16 protein-coding genes are annotated in these 19,209 nt (G+C 72.0%); 10 read left to right on the forward strand and 6 right to left on the reverse strand.

What is annotated here, in order from left to right:
• Positions 1 to 84 precede the first annotated feature (84 nt).
• The 4 genes from ACGFI9_RS06235 to ACGFI9_RS06250 all read left to right on the forward strand — a co-directional run bounded on the left by ACGFI9_RS06235 (position 85) and on the right by ACGFI9_RS06250 (position 4,394).
• The gene (locus ACGFI9_RS06235) at positions 85 to 537 is read left to right on the forward strand and encodes a hypothetical protein (protein ID WP_393175582.1); all 453 of its coding nucleotides are present in this window, start codon (positions 85 to 87) and stop codon (positions 535 to 537) included.
• A 1,435-nt stretch (positions 538 to 1,972) separates the two neighbouring features.
• The gene (mycP, locus tag ACGFI9_RS06240; protein ID WP_393176624.1) at positions 1,973 to 3,064 is read left to right on the forward strand and encodes a type VII secretion-associated serine protease mycosin; all 1,092 of its coding nucleotides are present in this window, start codon (positions 1,973 to 1,975) and stop codon (positions 3,062 to 3,064) included.
• Between the two features lie 10 nt (positions 3,065 to 3,074).
• Positions 3,075 to 3,731, forward strand: a complete 657-nt coding sequence (locus tag ACGFI9_RS06245) for a Maf family protein (protein WP_393175584.1) — start codon at positions 3,075 to 3,077, stop codon at positions 3,729 to 3,731.
• A 9-nt stretch (positions 3,732 to 3,740) separates the two neighbouring features.
• Positions 3,741 to 4,394, forward strand: a complete 654-nt coding sequence (locus tag ACGFI9_RS06250) for an O-methyltransferase (protein WP_393175586.1) — start codon at positions 3,741 to 3,743, stop codon at positions 4,392 to 4,394.
• Between the two features lie 223 nt (positions 4,395 to 4,617).
• On the opposite strand, the gene ACGFI9_RS06255 is transcribed toward ACGFI9_RS06250, so the two are convergent.
• From ACGFI9_RS06255 to ACGFI9_RS06270, 4 genes are all read right to left on the reverse strand, one after another.
• On the reverse strand, positions 4,618 to 5,895 hold the full coding sequence (locus tag ACGFI9_RS06255) for an MFS transporter (protein WP_393175588.1): 1,278 nt from the start codon (positions 5,893 to 5,895) through the stop codon (positions 4,618 to 4,620).
• A 66-nt stretch (positions 5,896 to 5,961) separates the two neighbouring features.
• The gene (locus ACGFI9_RS06260; RefSeq protein WP_393175590.1) at positions 5,962 to 6,717 is read right to left on the reverse strand and encodes an ABC transporter permease; all 756 of its coding nucleotides are present in this window, start codon (positions 6,715 to 6,717) and stop codon (positions 5,962 to 5,964) included.
• A gap of 23 nt (positions 6,718 to 6,740) precedes the next feature.
• Complete coding sequence (locus ACGFI9_RS06265) at positions 6,741 to 7,700, reverse strand: ATP-binding cassette domain-containing protein (RefSeq protein WP_393175592.1); 960 nt, start codon at positions 7,698 to 7,700, stop codon at positions 6,741 to 6,743.
• Positions 7,701 to 7,820: 120 nt separating this feature from the next.
• Positions 7,821 to 8,432, reverse strand: a complete 612-nt coding sequence (locus ACGFI9_RS06270; protein ID WP_393176626.1) for a PadR family transcriptional regulator — start codon at positions 8,430 to 8,432, stop codon at positions 7,821 to 7,823.
• A gap of 132 nt (positions 8,433 to 8,564) precedes the next feature.
• Between ACGFI9_RS06270 and ACGFI9_RS06275 the strand changes: the two genes are divergently transcribed.
• Together ACGFI9_RS06275 and ACGFI9_RS06280 are read left to right on the forward strand one after the other, a co-directional pair.
• Positions 8,565 to 10,316 (forward strand): acetyl/propionyl/methylcrotonyl-CoA carboxylase subunit alpha, encoded by a 1,752-nt coding sequence (locus tag ACGFI9_RS06275; RefSeq protein WP_393175594.1) that lies wholly within the window; start codon positions 8,565 to 8,567, stop codon positions 10,314 to 10,316.
• A 157-nt stretch (positions 10,317 to 10,473) separates the two neighbouring features.
• On the forward strand, positions 10,474 to 11,913 hold the full coding sequence (locus ACGFI9_RS06280) for a GuaB1 family IMP dehydrogenase-related protein (RefSeq protein WP_393175596.1): 1,440 nt from the start codon (positions 10,474 to 10,476) through the stop codon (positions 11,911 to 11,913).
• A 39-nt stretch (positions 11,914 to 11,952) separates the two neighbouring features.
• On the opposite strand, the gene ACGFI9_RS06285 is transcribed toward ACGFI9_RS06280, so the two are convergent.
• Positions 11,953 to 12,501, reverse strand: coding sequence for a TetR/AcrR family transcriptional regulator (locus ACGFI9_RS06285; protein WP_393175598.1), 549 nt, complete (start codon positions 12,499 to 12,501; stop codon positions 11,953 to 11,955).
• A gap of 87 nt (positions 12,502 to 12,588) precedes the next feature.
• Here ACGFI9_RS06285 and ACGFI9_RS06290 point away from each other — a divergent pair, with 87 nt between their 5' ends.
• The 4 genes from ACGFI9_RS06290 to ACGFI9_RS06305 all read left to right on the forward strand — a co-directional run bounded on the left by ACGFI9_RS06290 (position 12,589) and on the right by ACGFI9_RS06305 (position 17,448).
• The gene (locus tag ACGFI9_RS06290; protein WP_393175600.1) at positions 12,589 to 13,032 is read left to right on the forward strand and encodes a DoxX family membrane protein; all 444 of its coding nucleotides are present in this window, start codon (positions 12,589 to 12,591) and stop codon (positions 13,030 to 13,032) included.
• Positions 13,033 to 13,127: 95 nt separating this feature from the next.
• Entirely contained in the window at positions 13,128 to 13,649 is a 522-nt protein-coding gene (locus ACGFI9_RS06295) for a MarR family winged helix-turn-helix transcriptional regulator (protein WP_393176628.1), read from the forward strand.
• Positions 13,643 to 15,376, forward strand: a complete 1,734-nt coding sequence (locus tag ACGFI9_RS06300; protein WP_393175602.1) for an ABC transporter ATP-binding protein — start codon at positions 13,643 to 13,645, stop codon at positions 15,374 to 15,376. The genes ACGFI9_RS06295 and ACGFI9_RS06300 overlap by 7 nt, the downstream gene beginning before the upstream one ends.
• Entirely contained in the window at positions 15,373 to 17,448 is a 2,076-nt protein-coding gene (locus tag ACGFI9_RS06305) for an ABC transporter ATP-binding protein (RefSeq protein WP_393175604.1), read from the forward strand. The genes ACGFI9_RS06300 and ACGFI9_RS06305 overlap by 4 nt, the downstream gene beginning before the upstream one ends.
• A 109-nt stretch (positions 17,449 to 17,557) precedes the next feature.
• Here ACGFI9_RS06305 and thrS read toward each other — a convergent pair whose 3' ends face one another.
• Positions 17,558 to 18,790, reverse strand: coding sequence for a threonine--tRNA ligase (gene thrS, locus ACGFI9_RS06310; protein ID WP_393176630.1), 1,233 nt, complete (start codon positions 18,788 to 18,790; stop codon positions 17,558 to 17,560).
• Between the last annotated feature and the right edge of the window lie 419 nt (positions 18,791 to 19,209).

Consider the following 19,209-nt stretch of genomic DNA (forward strand, 5'->3'; position numbering starts at 1 on the left):
TTCTCGGAGTACGCCCCTGCCGGTATCCGCCGCGAGCCGTTAACCTCACTCAGGGAAACGGCTCGGTGACAGGCAGGAGGGTCGATGATCCCCGAGGAGAACCAGCCGGCGGGTTGGCTGCGCGGCTACGGCGGCATCGAGGCCGACATCCGGCAGATGCGCGAGTTCGCCGACCGGCTCCAGGACGAGGTCGCGCGCAACTACGCGCCGCACCTGTCGTACATCGCGGACGACCTGAAGGCGGAGATCCCCAACCCGGCCGACGCGTTCGTCGAGCTGGTGCAGTTCCTCCAGGCGCACCACGAGACCCAGACGGCCGCCGCCCAGGTGGTGTGGGGCATGGTCCCCGCCACCGGCCACCTGGCCGAGGCCGCCGGCCTCATCGCCAGCAAATACCAGCACTCGGATGCCTTCACCGCGGCCCGCGTCGCCGACGTCGAACGGGCGCTCGCCCGGCCGACCACAACCATGCCCCGCCCCACACCGCCGCTGCACGATCCGACCGGGCCGGAGGACGGGCCGGTGGTGCTGCCGTGATCGAACGGGGCAGCGGCCGCACCTCGGGCCTCACCGACTGGCGCCTGATGGACGTGAACAGCATGTGGGCGTGCCTCCAGGACCAGGACACCACCGGGCAGTGGAAGCAGGTCGCCGGCTGGCGCAAGATCTGCGACCTCGCCCTGGCCCACCTCGGCCGCCTCCGGGAGTACCGGCGGGGGCTCGCCGAGGCGTGGCCGCCGGAGACCAACGCCGCCGCCCGGGCGTACATCGGCGAACTGGACCAGCTCATCGACAAGGTGCAACGCACCCACGACGCCGCCGCCGCCAACTACGACGCGCTCGCCGCCGCCACCCGCGCCATCGGCAGCACCCGCGCCGAACTCAAGCCCCTCCACGACGAGTACGCGGCCAAACTCCAGCAGAAGCAGGCGTACGAGGAGATCGCCGCCGACCCGAACGCGGTGGCCGGCAGCCGCCTGCCGGCCCAGTCACCGGTGACGGACGCGGACCTGGAGCGGCTGAACGTTCAGGCCCGGAACCTGATGTCGGGCTTGAGCGGCGAACTCCAACAAGCCCAAGCCATGCTCCGCCAACCGCCACAACGGGCGTGGCCCAGCATCGACCATCCATCAGGGCCGTCGGAGCCGTCAGCGCAGCCGCCTGTCATCCCACCCGTCATGCCTGTGCCTATAGCCGTGTCCGGCACGACCGCACGCCTTAGCCGGCCAACAACCCCAGGGCAGTCCATATCGGCTCCTGTGGCACCCGGCATCGGTCCCATCCTCGGTGGGGCCGGGCCGGCGCTGGCACCTACTCACCCAGGCGCACCCCCTCTCGCGCCACCTCAGTCCCCGATGCCTCAGCCAAGCCTCGGGACCCCGCCTTCCCTTCCCGCGCTCCGAGGTCCCGCAGGCCGACCCACGCCGCCAAGCCATCTCAGCGAACCGAAGGCGCCCCCCAGCCGACCAAATTCAGGAAGCACGAACGGTCTTCTCCCTAACAACCCCGTCAAATCCCAGCCGTTCGGCGGGTTGATCGGCGGCCCGCCTGGGAGCAACCTGGGCCAGCCAGGATCGGTGGTCCCGCCCCGTCGTGTGAATCCGGTTGGTGGAGTCATCGGTGGCGGGGCGGCAGGAACCGCACCGGCAGGTGCCGCTGGTTCCCGGCCCGGTGCGGGAAGAGCCTCCCAACTTGCTGGCCCCCACGGCATCACTCCAATCGGCGGCTCGCCGACGTCGGGCAATCCGGGCAGCAGCACTCCCAGTCGCTTTCCGAGGGGGTCTCGCGGCGACCATTGCCCTCGGCCATGGGATCCAGATCATCCATGGGAGACTGAGGAAGGCGTACCCCCTATCGTCCGCCCACCCGACGACAAGGGCCCGATCGACCCCGGCCCAGCCATTGGGTTCGATAGGTGAGAGGTTCTGTAGCTCAAGCTGTCGTCACAACAGCAGCTATATACGTAACAGCACTGGCTACGACAGCTCCCGCATTCGCAGCGCCACCATCTCCTTTTGTTGCAGATATTCGAGACAATCAGTGGCATCTGCGCTATTTGAAGGTGGAAGAAGCGCAAAAAATAAATCGGGGAGCCGGCGTCACAGTGGCCGTTCCAGACACAGGCGTGGCACCGCACCCAGATCTGCGGAGAAACTTGCTTGCCGGCGTCGATTTAACAGTAGATACGACAGCCGACGGCCGTCAAGACTCCGATGGCCATGGAACTGGGATGGCTGGATTAATTGCCGCGCACGGCAGAGCTGAAGGCGCAGGCGCCTTGGGAATAGCGCCCGAGGCAAAGATACTTCCAATCCGAGGCAAACAAGCGAGCGACGGTGAAAACACAGACGATCTGGCAGCCGGAATAGAATTCGCTATAACTCGCGGGGCGGACGTAATCAGCATCTCCGCTGTCGCCAGCGCAACCGCCCGTATGCAACAGGCAGTAAGGGCGGCCCTACAGGCAAACATTGTAGTGGTGGCGGGAGCGGGAAATGTTCCCGCCGATCTAAACGTCGGATACCCGGCGAGCGAGCCTGGGGTTATCGCTGTCGGGGGCGTCGACAGGAACGGGAACCACGCTGCCATCTCGGTCACGGGTCCGCAGATCGATGTGGTGGCGCCTGCGGTCGACATCTACAGCACGAGTATCAACGGCACCTACCGGGTCGGCACCGGCACCTCTGATGCCACGGCGATCGTTGCTGGTGCCGCTGCCCTCGTCCGCTCCAAATACCCCGACCTGCCCGCCCAGGAAGTCGCCCACCGCCTGACCGCGACCGCCATCGACAAGGGTCCGCCCGGCCGCGACGACGAGTACGGCTACGGGGTCATCGATCTGGTCGCCGCGCTCACCGCGGACGTACCCCCGCTGGGCTTCGAGTCGTCGACGGTGACCGCACCCCCTTCGACCAGGGCGGAGCAGACAGGCGCCGGTGGCGGCGGCGGGGCGACCGCGCGCGGGCTGGCGACGCTGGGTGTGCTGGTGGCGGCCGGTGGGGGGTACGTCGTCTGGCGCCGGCGTCGCCGTGCCGACGACCCGCCGCCAAGGACCAGCCGGTAGCGTCGGTGGGGTGTTGACCTCCGTACCGCTGCGCCTCGTGCTCGCCTCGCAGAGTCCCGCCCGCCGCAAGCTGCTCCAGGCCGCCGGGATCGAACCCGACGTGCTGGTGAGCGGCGTCGACGAGTCGCAGGTGGTCAGTGACCGGGCCGAGGAGCTGTGCCTGGAGCTGGCCCGGCTGAAGGCGCAGGCGGTGCTGGGGCGGCTGCGGGCCACGCCGGACGAGCGGACGTTGGTGCTGGGTTGCGACTCGGTGCTGGAGTTCGACGGGGAGATCCTCGGCAAGCCGGCCGACGCGGCGGACGCGACCCGCCGCTGGCAGCGGATGCGTGGGCGCAGCGGGGTGCTGCACACCGGGCACTGCCTGATCGACGTGACCCACGAGTCGCGGGCGGAGGGGGTCGCCTCGACCACGGTGCACTTCGCCGACGTCAGCGACGAGGAGATCGCCGCCTACGTGGGCACGGGCGAGCCGCTGGCGGTGGCCGGGGCGTTCACCATCGACGGGCTGGGCGGGGCGTTCCTGACCGGCATCGAGGGTGATCCGGGGACCGTGGTGGGGCTCTCCCTGCCGCTGCTGCGTACGCTCCTCGGCGAGTTGGAGCTGAGCGTCACCGACCTGTGGACGAAGGTCGCGCCGGGGGGCCAGGAGATCGAACATCTCGGTTAGCGTCCACTCATGACCACCAAACCGCTGCCACTCACCCCGGAACTGCACGCGTACCTCGTCGCGCACGGTTCGGCCCCGGACGAGGTCGTCCGCGAGCTCGCCGAGGAGACCCGGGCTGCCCTTCCCGCGCAGGCGGGCATGCAGGTCGCGCCGGAGCAGGCCGCGTTCCTGACCTTCCTCACCCGACTGCTCGGCGTCCGGCAGGCCGTCGAGGTGGGCACGTTCACCGGGCTCTCCTCCCTGGCCATCGCCCGGGGGCTGCCCGACGGCGGCCGGCTGACCTGCTTCGACATCTCCGAGGAATACACCGGCATCGCCCGGCGGTACTGGGCGCGGGCCGGCGTGCAGGACCGGATCGAGCTGCGTATCGGCCCGGCGGCGGAGACGCTGCGCGAGCTGCCCCGGGAGCGGTACCTGGACTTCGCGTTCATCGACGCGGACAAGGTGGGCTACCCGGTCTACTGGGACGAACTGGTGCCCCGGATGCGTCCGGGTGGGGTCGTCGCGGTGGACAACACGTTGCGCGGTGGCCGGGTGCTCGCCCCGCAGAACGCCGACGACCGGGCGATCGCCGCGTTCAACGACGAGGTCCTCTCCGACGTCCGCGTCGAGGTGGTCATGCTCCCCATCGCGGACGGGGTCACCCTCGCCCGCGTGCGCTGAGCCAGCTCGCCGAGGTGGCGGCGTCCCAGCGCCGCTGATACCGCCAGCTCGGCGATTTTGCGCCGCCAGCCGTGATGGGCCACCCGGGATGCGGCATGGCGGGGCATCCGGTGGACGGGAAGACGCGAACTGCCGCAACGCGAGTCGATCAAGCGCGGCCAAACGCGACGCGGCCACCCGCCGTCAAGCGCGGTCAAGCGCGGGCCGGCGGGCCAGGCGGGGATCAGGCGGGGACCGGGGCGGGGTCGTCGGTGGGTTCGTCGGCTGGGCGCGGTGCGCGCAGGGCGCGGCCGAGGCGGCCGGTGAGCAGCAGGGCCACCGCGATGAAGGCGGGCAGCAGCAGGAAGGCCAGGTGGGGTCCGACGCCGTCGGCCACCCAGCCGAGCGCGACCGGCGCGATCCCGAAACCCACCCCCATCGAGTACGAGGACCAGCCGGCCGCCTTGTCGGCGGCCGGCCCGGCCACGGCGAGGGCGATGGAGATCGCCAGCGGGTAGTGCAGGGCGTTGCCCAGCCCGAGCACGACCAGACCGGTCACCGCCAGCCAGCCGACCGGGGCGGACCAGAAGAGGGCGAAGCCGGCCAGGGAGACGGTCAGCGCGCCGAGCAGCAGCGGCACCGGCCGCCAGCGCAGCGCGAACCGGCCGCCGGCCAGCCGGCCGGCGAACATTCCGCAGACGATCGCGGCGACGGCGGCGGAGGCCCCGCCGGCACTCAACCCGGCATGGGTACGCAGCACGTCGGCGGTCCAGAGCGACAGGCAGACCTCGATCGAGCCGGTCACCGCCATCAGCAGCCAGGCGATCCAGTACGCCCGGGGCAGGCGCGCCGTCGACCCGGTCACCCCGTCCCGGTGGGCGGCAGCCGCGGCAGCCGTCGGCTCCAGGTCACTGCGCGGCGCCAGACGCGCTGAGCTGGAGTTGTCGTAGCGGGCGGCCTTCGGCAGGCGTACCCGGAAGGTCAGGGCGGCGAGGGCGACCAGCGCGATCAGGCCGACCTCGACGGCCATCACCGGCCGCCAGCCGAGCCCGGCGTCGACGCATGCGCCGATGACCAGCGGCGCGAGGATGCCCATGCCGGCGCAGGCGGCGTTGGCCTCGGCGAGCGCGGCAGGCGCGGCCGGCCCGTGGTGGGCGACGAGCACGACGTTGACCCCGCTGACCACCATCATGCCGAAGGTGGCGATCACCGCGACCGCGGTGATGGTGGCGGGCAGTGGCCGGAGCAGGCCGAGGGCGGCGACGCCGGCGGCCACGCCGGCGAGGCCGAGCCAGATCGCCGGGCCCCGGCCGAGCCGGCGGGCGACCGGCGCGAAGAGCGCCCCGCCGAGCAGCGCGCCCACCGCGATGCCGGTGCTGTGCAGGCCGGCGACGGCGGCGCTGGTGCCCTGGTCGTCACGGAGCAGCGGTACGACGGGGCCGAACCCGTAGAGGAAGAAGCCCCACAGGCCCAGCTGGGCGTAGGTCAGCCAGGTCGTCTTGTCATGGGTGAGGCGGGGCACCGGCCTTACGCTACGCGGGCAGGCCCGGTGCCCCGCCCCAGGTGAGAGGCAGCTCTCTCCGCCGGCTCAGCGGACGCTGCGGGCGAACTGCCGGGCGGCCCAGACCACGCCGGCGACCGCGAGCACCGCGATGATCGACAGTCCCTGCCAGACCCGGTCGTTGCTCAGGTCCCCGGCGAAGAGCGCCCGGGTCCCGTCGACCGCCCAGGAGAACGGGTTCCACTTGGCGACGCCCTGCAGCCAGCCGGGGGCGAAGGTCAGCGGCAGCAAGATGCCGGAGAGCAGCAGCACCGGCTGGGCGACGGTGTTCATCAGCGGGGCGAGGGCGTCCTCGCTCTTGACCTTGAGCGCGACGCCGTACGAGACGGCCGAGGTCATCAGCGCGATCAGGGCCAGCATCAGGTACGCCAGGAGCAGGTACCCGATGAAGACGCGCAGGTCGAACAGGAGCGCCAGCAGGGTGATGATGACCGCCTGCACGACCAGCGAGACCACGTCGCGCAGCGAGCGGCCGAGCAGCAGGGCGAGCCGGCTGACCGGGGTGACCCGGGAGCGCTCGATCACGCCGGCGCGCAGCTCGGCGATCAGGCCGAAGCCCTGGAACAGGCCGCCGAAGATGGCCAGCAGGACCAGCAGGCCGGGGACGAAGATCTTGTACGCCTCGGCCTGGCTGGGCGCGTTCAGCGCGGGCTTGAGCAGCGGGGCGAAGAGCAGCAGGTACATCACCGGCTGGAAGACGCCGACGAAGACCCAGACCGGGTTGCGCAGCAGCAGCTGGATCTGGCGCTGGAAGATGAGCCAGGTGTCGCGGGCGAGTTTCATGAGATCTCTCCGGTTGTCAGTGCTCAGGACTCGCGCAGCGAGCGGCCGGTCTTGGTGAGGAACACGTCGTCGAGGCTGGGGCGGTGCAGCTCGACGGAGCGCAGGTCCAGCCCGGCGCCGTCGAGGCGGCGCAGCACCTGCGGGATGGCGGTGGCGCCGTCGTCGACGTAGAGGCGCAGGCCGCCCTCGTCGGCGGTCTCCAGCTTGTTCACGTACGCCTCGGTGTCGAGCAGCTCGGCGGCGCGCGGGGTGGTGGCGGCGTCCAGGCCGACGAGCACCACCTCGCCGGAGATCTCCCGCTTCAGCTCGGCCGGCGTGCCCTCCGCCACCACCTCGCCGTGATCCATGATCGCGATCCGGTCGCAGAGCGCGTCCGCCTCGTCGAGGTAGTGCGTGGTGATGAAGACGGTCATGCCCTCGGTGCGCAGCCGCCGGATCTCGTCCCACATGTGCGCGCGGCTCTGCGGGTCGAGGCCGGTGGTCGGCTCGTCCAGGAAGACGATCTTCGGCTCGTGGATGATGCCGAGCGCGATCTCCACCCGGCGGCGCTGGCCGCCGGAGTAGGTCTTGCACTTGCGGTCGGCGTACTCGCTGAGCTGGAAGGCGTCCAGGGCGCGGGCGGCGCGCCGGTGCGCCTCGGCCTTGGCGATGCCGTAGAGCCGGGCGTGGAGCACCAGTTCCTCGCGGGCGGTGGACTCGTCCCAGGTGCTGCCGCCCTGGGCCACGTACCCGATCCGGCGGCGGACCTCGGCCGGGTCCTTGCGCAGGTCTGCCCCGGCGATGGTGGCCTCGCCGCCGTCCGGCTCGATGAGGGTGGCGAGCATCCGCAGCGTGGTGGTCTTGCCGGCGCCGTTGGGGCCGAGGAAACCGAAGATCTCCCCCTCGGCGACCTCGAGGTTGACCCCCCGGACCGCGTCCACGGTCTTCGTCTCGCGACCCGCGCGGGAGCGGAACGACTTCCGCAGCCCTCTGGTCTCGATCATGTCTGCTCCTGGTCGTCCGGGCCGGACGTCACCGGCCGCCGATCGTCCGCGACGGGGCGCACCTCTCCCGCGCGGCTCGCGCTGAGGCTATCGCGATATAGCTCTTATGGTCAACGTTGATTAATCCGCGTCCTCGCCGTCGGGCGCGGAGGCGTCCTGCCACCCCGACCACCCCTCGGCCCGCTCCAGTCCAGCAGGCAGGTACGACACTCCAGACTCGATCCGCTCCGCGACGCGTTCGCACCAGGCCATGTCCGCCTCGGCCCGGGCCAGCCAGAGCTCGAACATCCAGCCGACGTGCACCGGCTTGCGGTTACGGATCCAGTCGGACTCCAGCGAGGCGCGCATCGACTCGATGCCCGCACGGATCAGGTTGGCCCGGTTCCGCAGCGCCGCCGCCGCCTCCTCCCGGGGCATCGCCGGCAGAAAGGAGAACGCCGCCACGAACGGGTCCGGGGTCTCGTGCAGCTGCCACCACTGGGCCCGCAGCAGGGTCTCGAACTCCTCCTCGCCCTTGGCGGTCACCGCATAGCTGGTGCGCGCGGGGCGGGCGCCGACCTGCTCCGTGGACACGGCCCGCAGCAGGCCCTCGTCGGTCAGCTTGCGCAACGCGTGATAGATCGAGCCCGGCTGCACGTTGGCCCACCTGTCCGCGCTCCAACTCAGCAGCTCACGGCGTACGTCGTAGCCGTGCACCGGCTGCATCCACCTGACGAGACCCAGAATCATCATTCGCGTTGCCGACACCGGACAAGCGTAATAGCCAAATTTGACTACAGTGCGGCATCCCACACTGAGCGATCGTTAGGGTCGAATCGCTGGCCGATACACTCCCGGCATCGACCTCCCGGGAGGAGCCACAAGGTGCGCAAGGTACTCATCGCCAACCGCGGCGAGATCGCCGTCCGCGTCATCCGGGCCTGCCGCGACGCCGGCCTGGCGAGCGTCGCCGTCTACGCGGACTCCGATCGGGACGCCCTGCACGCCACCCTCGCCGACGAGGCGTACGCCCTGGGCGGCGACACCGCCGCGGACAGCTACCTGCGCATCGACAAGCTGATCGACGTCGCCGCGCGGTCGGGCGCCGACGCGGTGCACCCCGGCTACGGCTTCCTCTCCGAGAACGCCGACTTCGCCCAGGCCGTCATCGACGCCGGGCTGACCTGGATCGGTCCGACCCCGCAGGCGATCCGCGACCTCGGCGACAAGGTGACCGCCCGGCACATCGCCCAGCGCGCCGGCGCTCCCCTGGTCCCCGGCACCCCGGACCCGGTCGGCAACGCCGACGAGGTGATGGCCTTCGCGGTCGACCACGGCCTGCCGGTCGCCATCAAGGCGGCGTTCGGTGGCGGCGGGCGCGGGCTCAAGGTGGCCCGCACCATGGAGGAGATCCCGCACCTGTTCGAGTCGGCCACCCGCGAGGCGGTCGCCGCGTTCGGCCGGGGCGAGTGCTTCGTCGAGCGGTACCTGGACAAGCCCCGCCACGTCGAGGCGCAGGTCCTGGCCGACCAGCACGGCAACGTGATCGTCGTGGGTACCCGCGACTGCTCGCTCCAGCGCCGGCACCAGAAGCTGGTCGAGGAGGCCCCGGCGCCGTTCCTCACCGAGGCGCAGCGCCGGCAGATCCACGACAGCGCCAAGGCGATCTGCCGCGAGGCCGGATACCACGGCGCCGGCACGGTGGAATACCTCGTCGGCGCGGACGGCACCATCTCGTTCCTGGAGGTCAACACCCGGCTTCAGGTGGAGCACCCGGTGACGGAGGAGACCGCCGGCATCGACCTGGTCCGCGAGCAGTTCCGGATCGCCGACGGCGAGAAGCTGCGCTTCACCGAGGACCCGACCCCGCGCGGGCACGCCATCGAGTTCCGGATCAACGGCGAGGACCCCGGCCGCAACTTCCTGCCCGCCCCGGGCTCCATCACCGCGCTGCGGCTGCCGAGCGGCCCGGGCGTCCGGGTCGACACCGGCATCTCGGCCGGCGACGTGATCGGCGGCAACTTCGACTCGCTGCTCGCCAAGGTGATCATCACCGGTGAGACGCGTACCGAGGCGCTGGAGCGGGCCCGCCGGGCGCTGGACGAGATGGTCGTCGAGGGCATGGCCACCGCACTGCCCTTCCACCGGCTGGTGGTCCGGGACGAGGCGTTCACCGCCGAGCCGTTCACCGTGCACACCCGGTGGATCGAGACCGAGTTCGACAACACCGTGCCGGCCTTCACCGCCACCCCCGGCGCCGTCGAGGGCCCGGCCGAGCGCGAGACCGTCGTGATCGAGGTGGGCGGCAAGCGGCTCGAGGTCAGCCTTCCCGCCGGCCTGGGCGGGGGTACGGCGGCCGCCGCGCCCGCCACGAAGAAGCCGGCCCGCCGGGGCGGTGGGGCCAAGGCCGGCGCCGCGGTCAGCGGCGACGCGCTCACCTCCCCGATGCAGGGCACCATCGTCAAGATCGCCGTAGCGGACGGGGACACCGTCGCCGAGGGCGACCTGGTCGTCGTCCTGGAGGCGATGAAGATGGAGCAGCCGCTGCACGCCCACAAGGCGGGCACCGTGAGTGGCCTCTCCGCCGAGGTCGGCGCGGTGATCACCGCCGGCGCGGCGATCTGCACGATCTCCTGACCCGCACCGCACCCCGATCGACCCGGTACCCCACCGGGTCGATCGTCGTTCCGGCCCCCTGTCGCGTGCGGCCCGCGGCCGGGGCCGCGGGCGGGCGGCGGGGTGGTTTGGGCCACCAGCGGCGGCGGGACCGGCCGCGAGCAGGAATGATGTTCGGGTGCGGTTCCTTCATGGCGCGGTTCCCGCGCACGACCTGACCTACAACGACGTCTTCATGGCGCCCAACCGCTCCGAGGTGGGCTCCCGGCTCGACGTCGACCTGGCCACGGCCGACGGCACGGGCACCACCATTCCGCTGGTGGTGGCGAACATGACGGCGGTCGCCGGCCGGCGGATGGCCGAGACGGTGGCCCGGCGCGGCGCGATCGCGGTGATCCCGCAGGACATCCCGATCGAGGTGGTGGCCAACGTCGTCGCCTGGGTCAAGCAGCGGCACCTGGTGCACGACACGCCAATCACCCTCGGTCCGACCGACACCGTCGGCGACGCGATCCACCTGCTGCCGAAGCGCTCGCACGGCGCGGTGATCGTGGTGGACGAGGCCGGCCGGCCGCTCGGCGTGGTCACCGAGGCGGACACCGTGGGGGTGGACCGCTTCGCCCAGCTCCGGCACGTCATGTCGACCGAGCTGCACACCGTGCCGGCGGACGCGGATCCGCGTACCGGCTTCGACCGGCTCTCCGCGGGCCGGCGCCGGCTCGCCCCGGTGGTGGACGCCGAGGGGCGGCTGATCGGCGTGCTGACCCGGCAGGGCGCGTTGCGCGCCACCCTCTACAAGCCGGCGGTGGACGGCCAGGGCCGGCTGCGGATCGCCGCGGCGGTGGGCATCAACGGCGATGTGACCGGCAAGGCCGCAGCCCTGCTGGAGGCCGGGGTGGACACCCTGGTGGTGGACACCGCGCACGGCCACCAGGAGCGGATGATCTCCGCGCTGCGGGCGGTCCGCAAGCTCGACCCGGCGGTCCCGGTCGCGGCCGGCAACGTGGTCACCGCCGAGGGCGTACGCGACCTGGTGGAGGCGGGCGCCGACATCGTCAAGGTGGGCGTCGGGCCGGGCGCGATGTGCACCACCCGGATGATGACCGGCGTCGGCCGGCCGCAGTTCTCCGCGGTGCTCGACTGCGCCGCGGCGGCCCGCTCGCTCGGGCGGCACGTCTGGGCCGACGGCGGCGTACGGCACCCGCGGGACGTGGCGCTGGCCCTGGCCGCCGGTGCCTCGAACGTGATGATCGGGTCCTGGTTCGCCGGCACCTACGAGTCCCCCGGGGACCTCTACACGGAGCCGGACGGCCGGCGGTACAAGGAGAGCTTCGGCATGGCCTCGGCCCGGGCGGTCAGCGCCCGTACCGCTGAGGACAGCGCGTTCGACCGGGCCCGGAAGGCGATCTTCGAGGAGGGCATCTCCTCGGCGCGGATGTACCTGGACCCGGCCCGGCCCGGCGTGGAGGATCTGATCGACGAGATCATCTCCGGGGTGCGCAGCGCCTTCACCTACGCCGGCGCGCGCAGCCTGGAGGAGTTCCACGAGCGCGCCCTGGTCGGCGTGCAGAGCGCCGCCGGCTACACCGAGGGCATGCCGCTGCCGACCAGCTGGTGACCGGGCGGGCCCTCATCGCGCCGGCGTGGGCCCGGCCCGTCACGGGAAGAGCCGGCTGATCACCGTACGGGCGGCGGCCTCGGCGTCGGAGCCGACCCGGGGCGGCAGGGCGCCGGAGAGCCAGAGCGTCGCGAAGCCGTGCACGATCGACCAGGCCGCCAGGGAGTCGACGTCCGGACCTCGCCCGGTGCGCCGGGACACGCCGGTACGCAGCAGCTCGCCGGCCCGGTTGCGGGCGGCCACCACCTCGGGATCGTCGGCGCGGTAGAGGTCGGGACGGAACATCACCTCGAAGTGCGCCCGGTGCCGGACCGCGAACCCGACGTACGCCACCCCGGTCTCCACGAGGTCGTCCCCCGCGCCCCGCAGGGCCTCGCCCAGCAGCTCGAACCCCTGCGCGGCGAGCGCGGTCAGCAGCCCCCGTTTGTCGCCGAAATGGTGGGCCGGGGCGGCGTGCGAGACGCCGGCCCGACGGGCCAGGTCGCGGAGGCTCAGGGCGGCCGGCCCGGACTCCGCCATCACCTCCACCGCCGCGTCGAGCAGGGCGCGGCGCAGGTCGCCGTGGTGGTACGCGCGGGATTGGGTCATGCGCATCACTGTAACTTGCCATTGACAAGATGGCTCCCCGGGACGGAATCTTGTCGACGACAAGTTCGCTCCTCGGGAGGCGCACCGATGACACCCCTGATCGCCCTGCTCGCCGGCACCGCGGCAGCCCGGACCGCCGGCCTGCTCGGAGTGGCCGCCCTCGACGGCTGGCACCCCGCCCTGCGGGTGGGCCTGGCGCTGATGTTCGTGCTGACCGCCTCGGCCCACTTCCTGTCCCGCCGCGCCGACCTGATCGCCATGGTGCCGCCCGGCCTGCCCCGACCCGACGTGCTGGTCACGCTCACCGGCGTGCTTGAACTCGTCGGCGCGCTCGGGCTGCTCGTGCCGGCCACCGCCCGCCCGGCCGCCGCGGGCCTGGCGGCGCTGATGCTGGCCATGTTCCCGGCCAACGTCTCGGCCGCCCGCCGCGGGCTCACCCTGGCCGGCCGCCCGGTCACCCCGATCGGCGTCCGGACGGCGCTCCAGGTCGTGTTCGTCGCCGCCGCCCTCGCGGTGGCGTTCGGAGCCTGACGGGTGCCGACGGCCGGGCCGCACACCCGGCCGGACGGGTTCCGGAAATTAGTTTGGGCCCTGACGGTCCGGGGGCTAATCTAACGACCGTGAAGATGGGACCGCTCGTCACGTTCCCCGACGCCCTGCGCCAGGCGCCGCTCGGCCGGCTGATCTCGATCGCCGGCCACGTCGTCGAACAGCACTGGGGTCGGTACCTCGCCGAACACCACGGCCTCACCTCGGCCGGGATGCGGGTGCTGCTCATTCTGCTCCGGGCGGGCGACAGCACGCACCGGGAAATGGCCGAGCGGTGCTTCGTCCGGCCGGCGACGCTGACCGGCATCGTGGACACGCTCGAACGCGACGGCTTCGTCGCCCGGCGGCAGAACCCCCACGACCGGCGCAGCGTGCAGCTCGCCCTGACCGACAAGGGCCGGGAGAAGGCCCTCGCGATCATCGACCTGATCCACAGCGACCGCCCACTCACCTCGGTCGACGCCGATCCGGCGAAGAGGGCGGTGGTGCGGGAATTCCTCACGGAAATCATCACGACCATGTCCGATGGAGACCTTCGCCGGTTGAACCGGGACAGCGAGCCCAACACCGAGAACCCATCGGGGAGCCGTCCGTGCTGATTCGTCTGCTCCGTACCCACCTGCGCCCGTACCGGCGGTTGCTGGCCGCGGTGGTGGCGTTCCAGTTCGTCGGCACGATGGCCTCGCTCTACCTGCCGAGCCTCAACGCCGACATCATCGACCGGGGCGTGGCCGTCGGCGACACCGGTCAGATCATGCGTACGGGCGGCTGGATGCTGGTCGTCAGCCTGCTCCAGATCGCCTGCTCGATCACCGCCGTCTACCTCGGCGCGAAGACCGCGATGGGCTTCGGCCGGGACGTCCGGGCCGGCATCTTCCGCCACGTCAACCGGTTCTCCGCCCGGGAGGTGGCCCGGTTCGGTGCGCCCTCGCTGATCACCCGGAACACCAACGACGTGCAGCAGGTGCAGATGCTCGTGCTGATGAGCTGCACCATGCTGGTGGCCGCGCCGATCATGAGCGTCGGCGGCGTGGTGATGGCGCTCCAGGAGGATGTGGGGCTGTCCTGGCTGATGCTGGTCTGCGTACCGGTCCTGGCGGTCGCGCTCGGCCTGATCACCCGGCGGATGGTGCCGGGCTTCCGGCTGATGCAGACCCGGATCGACACGGTCAACCGGGTGCTGCGCGAGCAGATCACCGGCATCCGGGTGGTCCGCGCCTTCGTCCGCGAGCCGTACGAGACGAAGCGCTTCGCCGCCGCCAACGAGGACCTGACGGCCACCGCCCTGCGGGTCGGCCGGCTCCAAGCGCTGATCTTCCCGGTGGTCATGCTGGTGTTGAACGTCTCCAGCGTCGCGGTGCTCTGGTTCGGGGCCGGCCGGGTGGACTCCGGTCAGATCCAGGTCGGCGCGCTCACCGCGTTCCTGCAGTACCTGATGCAGATCCTGATGGCGGTCATGATGGCCACCTTCATGCTGATGATGGTGCCGCGCGCCGCGGTGTGCTCCGAGCGGATCGTCGAGGTGCTGGACACCGAGTCGTCGGTGCTGCCGCCCGTCGAGCCGATGATCGCGATGACCCGGCGGGCCGAGCTGGAGTTCCGGGACGTCTCCTTCCAGTACCCCGGGGCCAGCGCGCCGGTGCTGCAAGACATCTCGTTCCGGGCCAGCCCCGGCCGGACCACGGCCATCATCGGGTCCACCGGTGCCGGCAAGACCACGCTGCTCACGCTGATCCCGCGGCTGGTCGACCCGACCGACGGCGCGGTGCTGGTCGACGGGGTGGACGTGCGGCTGCTCGAACCGGACGAGGTGTGGCGCCGGATCGGCCTGGTGCCGCAGCGGCCGTACCTGTTCACCGGCACGGTCGCCAGCAACCTCCGGTACGGCAACCCGGACGCGACCGACGCCGAACTCTGGGCGGCGCTGGAGATCGCCCAGGCCCGCGACTTCGTCGCGGAGATGCCGGGTGGGCTGGACGCGCCGATCGCGCAGGGCGGCACGAACGTCTCCGGCGGCCAGCGGCAACGGCTCGCCATCGCCCGCGCGCTGGTCCGCAAACCGGAGATCTACCTCTTCGACGATTCGTTCTCGGCGCTCGACCTCGGCACGGACGCCCGCCTGCGGGCCGCGCTGAAGCCGGTCACCGCGAACGCGGTGGTGCTGATCGTGGCCCAGCGGGTCTCCACGATCGTCGACGCCGACCAGATCATCGTGCTCGAGGACGGGGGAGTCGTCGGCATGGGACGACACGAGGAACTGCTGAAGAACTGCCCGACGTACGCCGAGATCGTGGCGTCCCAGCAGACCGCGGAGGTGGCGGCATGACGGCGGTACCCGGGCAGAAGCCGGCCCCGGACCCGAAGGCCGCCGCCGACGGGCGGGCGCCGAACCGGCTGCCGGCGGCCGGAGCGGCCGGACGGCGCGGCGGGGGCCCGCCGTGGATGGGCGCCGCCATGCCGGCGGAGAAGTCGATGAACTTCGGGCCGTCCGCCCGGCGGCTGCTGGGCCGCCTCCGGCCGCACCGGCTGCAGCTGGGCGCGATCATCGCGCTGGCCGTGGCGAGCGTCGGGGCGAGCGTGACCGGTCCCAAGATCCTCGGCCACGCCACCGACCTCATCTTCGCCGGGGTGATCGGCCGGCAGATCCCCGCCGGCACCACCGCCGAACAGGCGGTGGCCGCGGCCCGGGCCGCCGGCAACGACAACTTCGCCGACATGCTGGCCCGGATGGACGTGGTGCCCGGTGCGGGCATCGACTTCACCGCGCTGGGCCGCACGCTCACGCTGGCGCTCGCGCTCTACCTGGGCGCCAGCCTGCTGATGTGGTGGCAGGGCTGGCTGCTCAACGGGCTGGTGCAGCGGACCGTGCTGAAGCTGCGCGCCGACGTGGAGGACAAGCTCAACCGGCTGCCGCTGCCCTACTTCGACCGGCAGCCGCGCGGCGAGCTGTTGAGCCGGGTCACCAACGACATCGACAACATCTCGCAGACCCTGTCGCAGACGCTCAGCCAACTGCTCAGCGCGCTGCTCACCGTGGTCGGCGTACTGGTCATGATGTTCTGGATCTCGCCGCTGCTGGCCCTGGTGGCCCTGGTGGCGGTGCCGCTGTCGGTGGTGGTCACCCAGCAGATCGCGAAGCGCTCGCAGCGCCGGTTCATCGCCCAGTGGCGGCACACCGGTGAGCTGAACGGCCTGATCGAGGAGGCGTACACCGGCCACGAGCTGGTCAAGGTCTTCGGCCGGCAGCGCGAGGTGCAGGCCGCCTTCGCGGAGAAGAACGAGGAGCTGTTCCGGGCCAGCTTCGGGGCCCAGTTCATCTCCGGGATCATCATGCCGGCGATGATGTTCGTCGGGAACCTCAGCTACGTCGCCATCGCGGTGGTCGGCGGGCTGCGGGTGGCCTCCGGGTCGATGAGCCTCGGCGACGTGCAGGCGTTCATCCAGTACTCGCGGCAGTTCACCCAGCCGCTCACCCAGATCGCCTCGATGGCGAACCTGCTCCAGTCCGGGGTGGCCTCCGCCGAGCGGGTCTTCGAGGTGCTCGACGCCGAGGAGCAGACCCCGGAGCGACCCGCGCCGCCGCGGGTCACCGGCCGGGTCGAGTTCGAGCACATCTCCTTCCGGTACGCGCCGGACAAGCCGCTGATCGACGACCTCTCGCTGGTGGCCGAGCCCGGGCACACGGTGGCCATCGTCGGCCCGACCGGGGCCGGCAAGACCACCCTGGTCAACCTGATCATGCGGTTCTACGAGCTGGACGCCGGCCGGATCACCCTGGACGGGGTGGACATCAGCAGCATGCCCCGGGACGAGCTGCGCAGCCGGATCGGCATGGTGCTCCAGGACACCTGGCTCTTCGGCGGCACCATCCGGGACAACATCGCGTACGGGCGGCCGGACGCCACCGAGGAGGACATCCTGGCCGCGGCCCGGGCCACCTTCGTGGACCGCTTCGTGCGCAGCCTCCCGGACGGGTACGACACGGTCATCGACGAGGAAGGCAGCAACGTCAGCGCCGGCGAGAAGCAGCTCATCACCATCGCCCGGGCGTTCCTCGCCGAGCCGTCGCTGCTGATCCTCGACGAGGCGACCAGCTCGGTGGACACCCGTACCGAGGTGCTACTCCAGCGGGCGATGGCGGCGCTGCGCTCGGACCGGACCAGTTTCGTCATCGCGCACCGGCTCTCCACCATCCGCGACGCCGACCTGATCCTGATGATGGAGCAGGGCCGGATCGTCGAGCAGGGCACCCACGACGAGCTGCTCGCCGCCGACGGCGCGTACGCCCGGCTCTACCGGTCGCAGTTCGCCGGTGCGGCGATCGACGAGGAGGCGCCCGGGCCGCTGCCGGCCGCCGGGCCGCCCGGGAGGCCGGCGGCGGCGTCGGCCGGGCGCTGACGTGGACGCCACGAGCGGCCCGGCCCCGGCTCCCCGCCACCAGGGCGGGGAGCCGGGTCCGCCGGACACCGCCGGGCACGGCGACCCGGCCGGGGCCGTGCGCCGGCGGTCAGGCCGGCGGGAGCAGCTCGGCCGAGCGGGCCGCCACCACGGCGCCGATCAGCCGCAACGCGTCGCCGGCGGGCATCGGGTCGAGCCCACGCCCGTCGCGCAGGCGCAGGGAGACGGAACCGTCGGCCGCCTCCCGGGCGCCGACCACCCCGACGTACGGCACCTTCCGGCGGGCCGCGTCGCGGATCCGGGCACCCAGCGAACCGGCATGGTCGACCTCGGCCCGCAGTCCGGCCGCCTCGGCCAGGCGGGCCAGGTCCAGGGCGGCCTCCGCCTGGCCGTCGTCGACCGGGAGCAGCACCAGCTGCACCGGGGCGTACCAGGCCGGGAAGGCTCCGGCGTGCACCTCGATCAGGTACGCGAAGAGCCGTTCCATGCTGCCGACGAGGCTCCGGTGCACCATCACCGGCCGCTTCCGGCCGCCGTCCGCGTCGGTGTACGACAGATCGAACTTCTCGGGCTTGTCGAAGTCGAGCTGGATGGTGGAGATGGTCGACTCCCGGCCGGCCGCGTCGGCGATCTGGATGTCGATCTTCGGGCCGTAGAAGGCGGCCTCGCCGGGGCCCTCGTGGTAGTCGACCCCGTCGAGCGCGGCGCGGAGCAACTCCTCCGCCCGCGCCCACTGGGCGTCGTCGCCGACGTACTTCTCCCCCGGCCCGCGCAGCGACAGCCGGAACCCGGCCGGCCGCACGCCGAGCGCCGCGTGCGCCTCGCGGATCAGCCGGAGGATCTCGCGTACCTCGTCGCCGACCTGCTCCAGCGCGCAGAAGTTGTGCGAGTCGTTCAGCGAGATGGCGCGTACCCGGGACAGCCCGCCGAGCACCCCGGACCGCTCCGCCCGGTACATTCCGCCGATCTCGGCGACCCGCAGCGGCAGGTCCCGGTAGGAGCGGCCGCGGGCCCGGTAGACCAGCGCGTGGTGCGGGCAGAGCGCGGGGCGCAGCACGAACTCGTCGTCGGCGCTGAGCCGCATCGGCGGGAACATGTCGTCGGCGAAGTGGCCGAGGTGGCCGGAGAGTTCGAACAGCTCCCGTTTGCCCAGCGGCGGGGAGTAGACGTGCCGGTAGCCGGCCCGGCGCTCCAGGTCCCGCACGTACTCCTCGACGGCGTGCCGGGCGGCGGCGCCGGCCGGCAGCCAGATGGGCAGCCCGGCGCCCGCGAGGGGGTCGGAGACGAACAGCTCCAGCTCCCGGCCGAGCCTGCGGTGGTCGATCATGTCGCTCTCCTTGATCGGGTACGACCCGGAGGCGAGCTGGCCCGGAACGCCGCGAGGCCCCGGGGCGGTTCGCCCCGGGGCCTCGTCGACGGATACGTCAGTGCGGCGCGCCGGGGATTCCCGGCGTCGTGGTCACCACCGCGCTGCGCATGCCGCGACGGTACGCGCGACGGCTCGGCGGGCGCACCCGGATTTGTCGCGCGGGCTCTGAGGAGGGAGGGTGCGGGTCGCCGGCTCGGGACCTGCCGGCGACCCGCCGCGACCCGGTCGCCAGGAACGGGGGACCCGGCGCCAACGTGGTCGCGTCCCGCCAACGGTACGCCGCGGATCGGCGATCCGCCGCCCGCCCCGGCGCCGGCGGTGCGTCACATCCGGCGGTCCCACTTCGTTTTCCATGGGTGGCCCTGCCGTGTCGGCGGTCACCACCGGCCGGG

Source organism: Micromonospora sp. NPDC048930, assembly GCF_043197935.1.
Lineage (GTDB): Bacteria > Actinomycetota > Actinomycetes > Mycobacteriales > Micromonosporaceae > Micromonospora.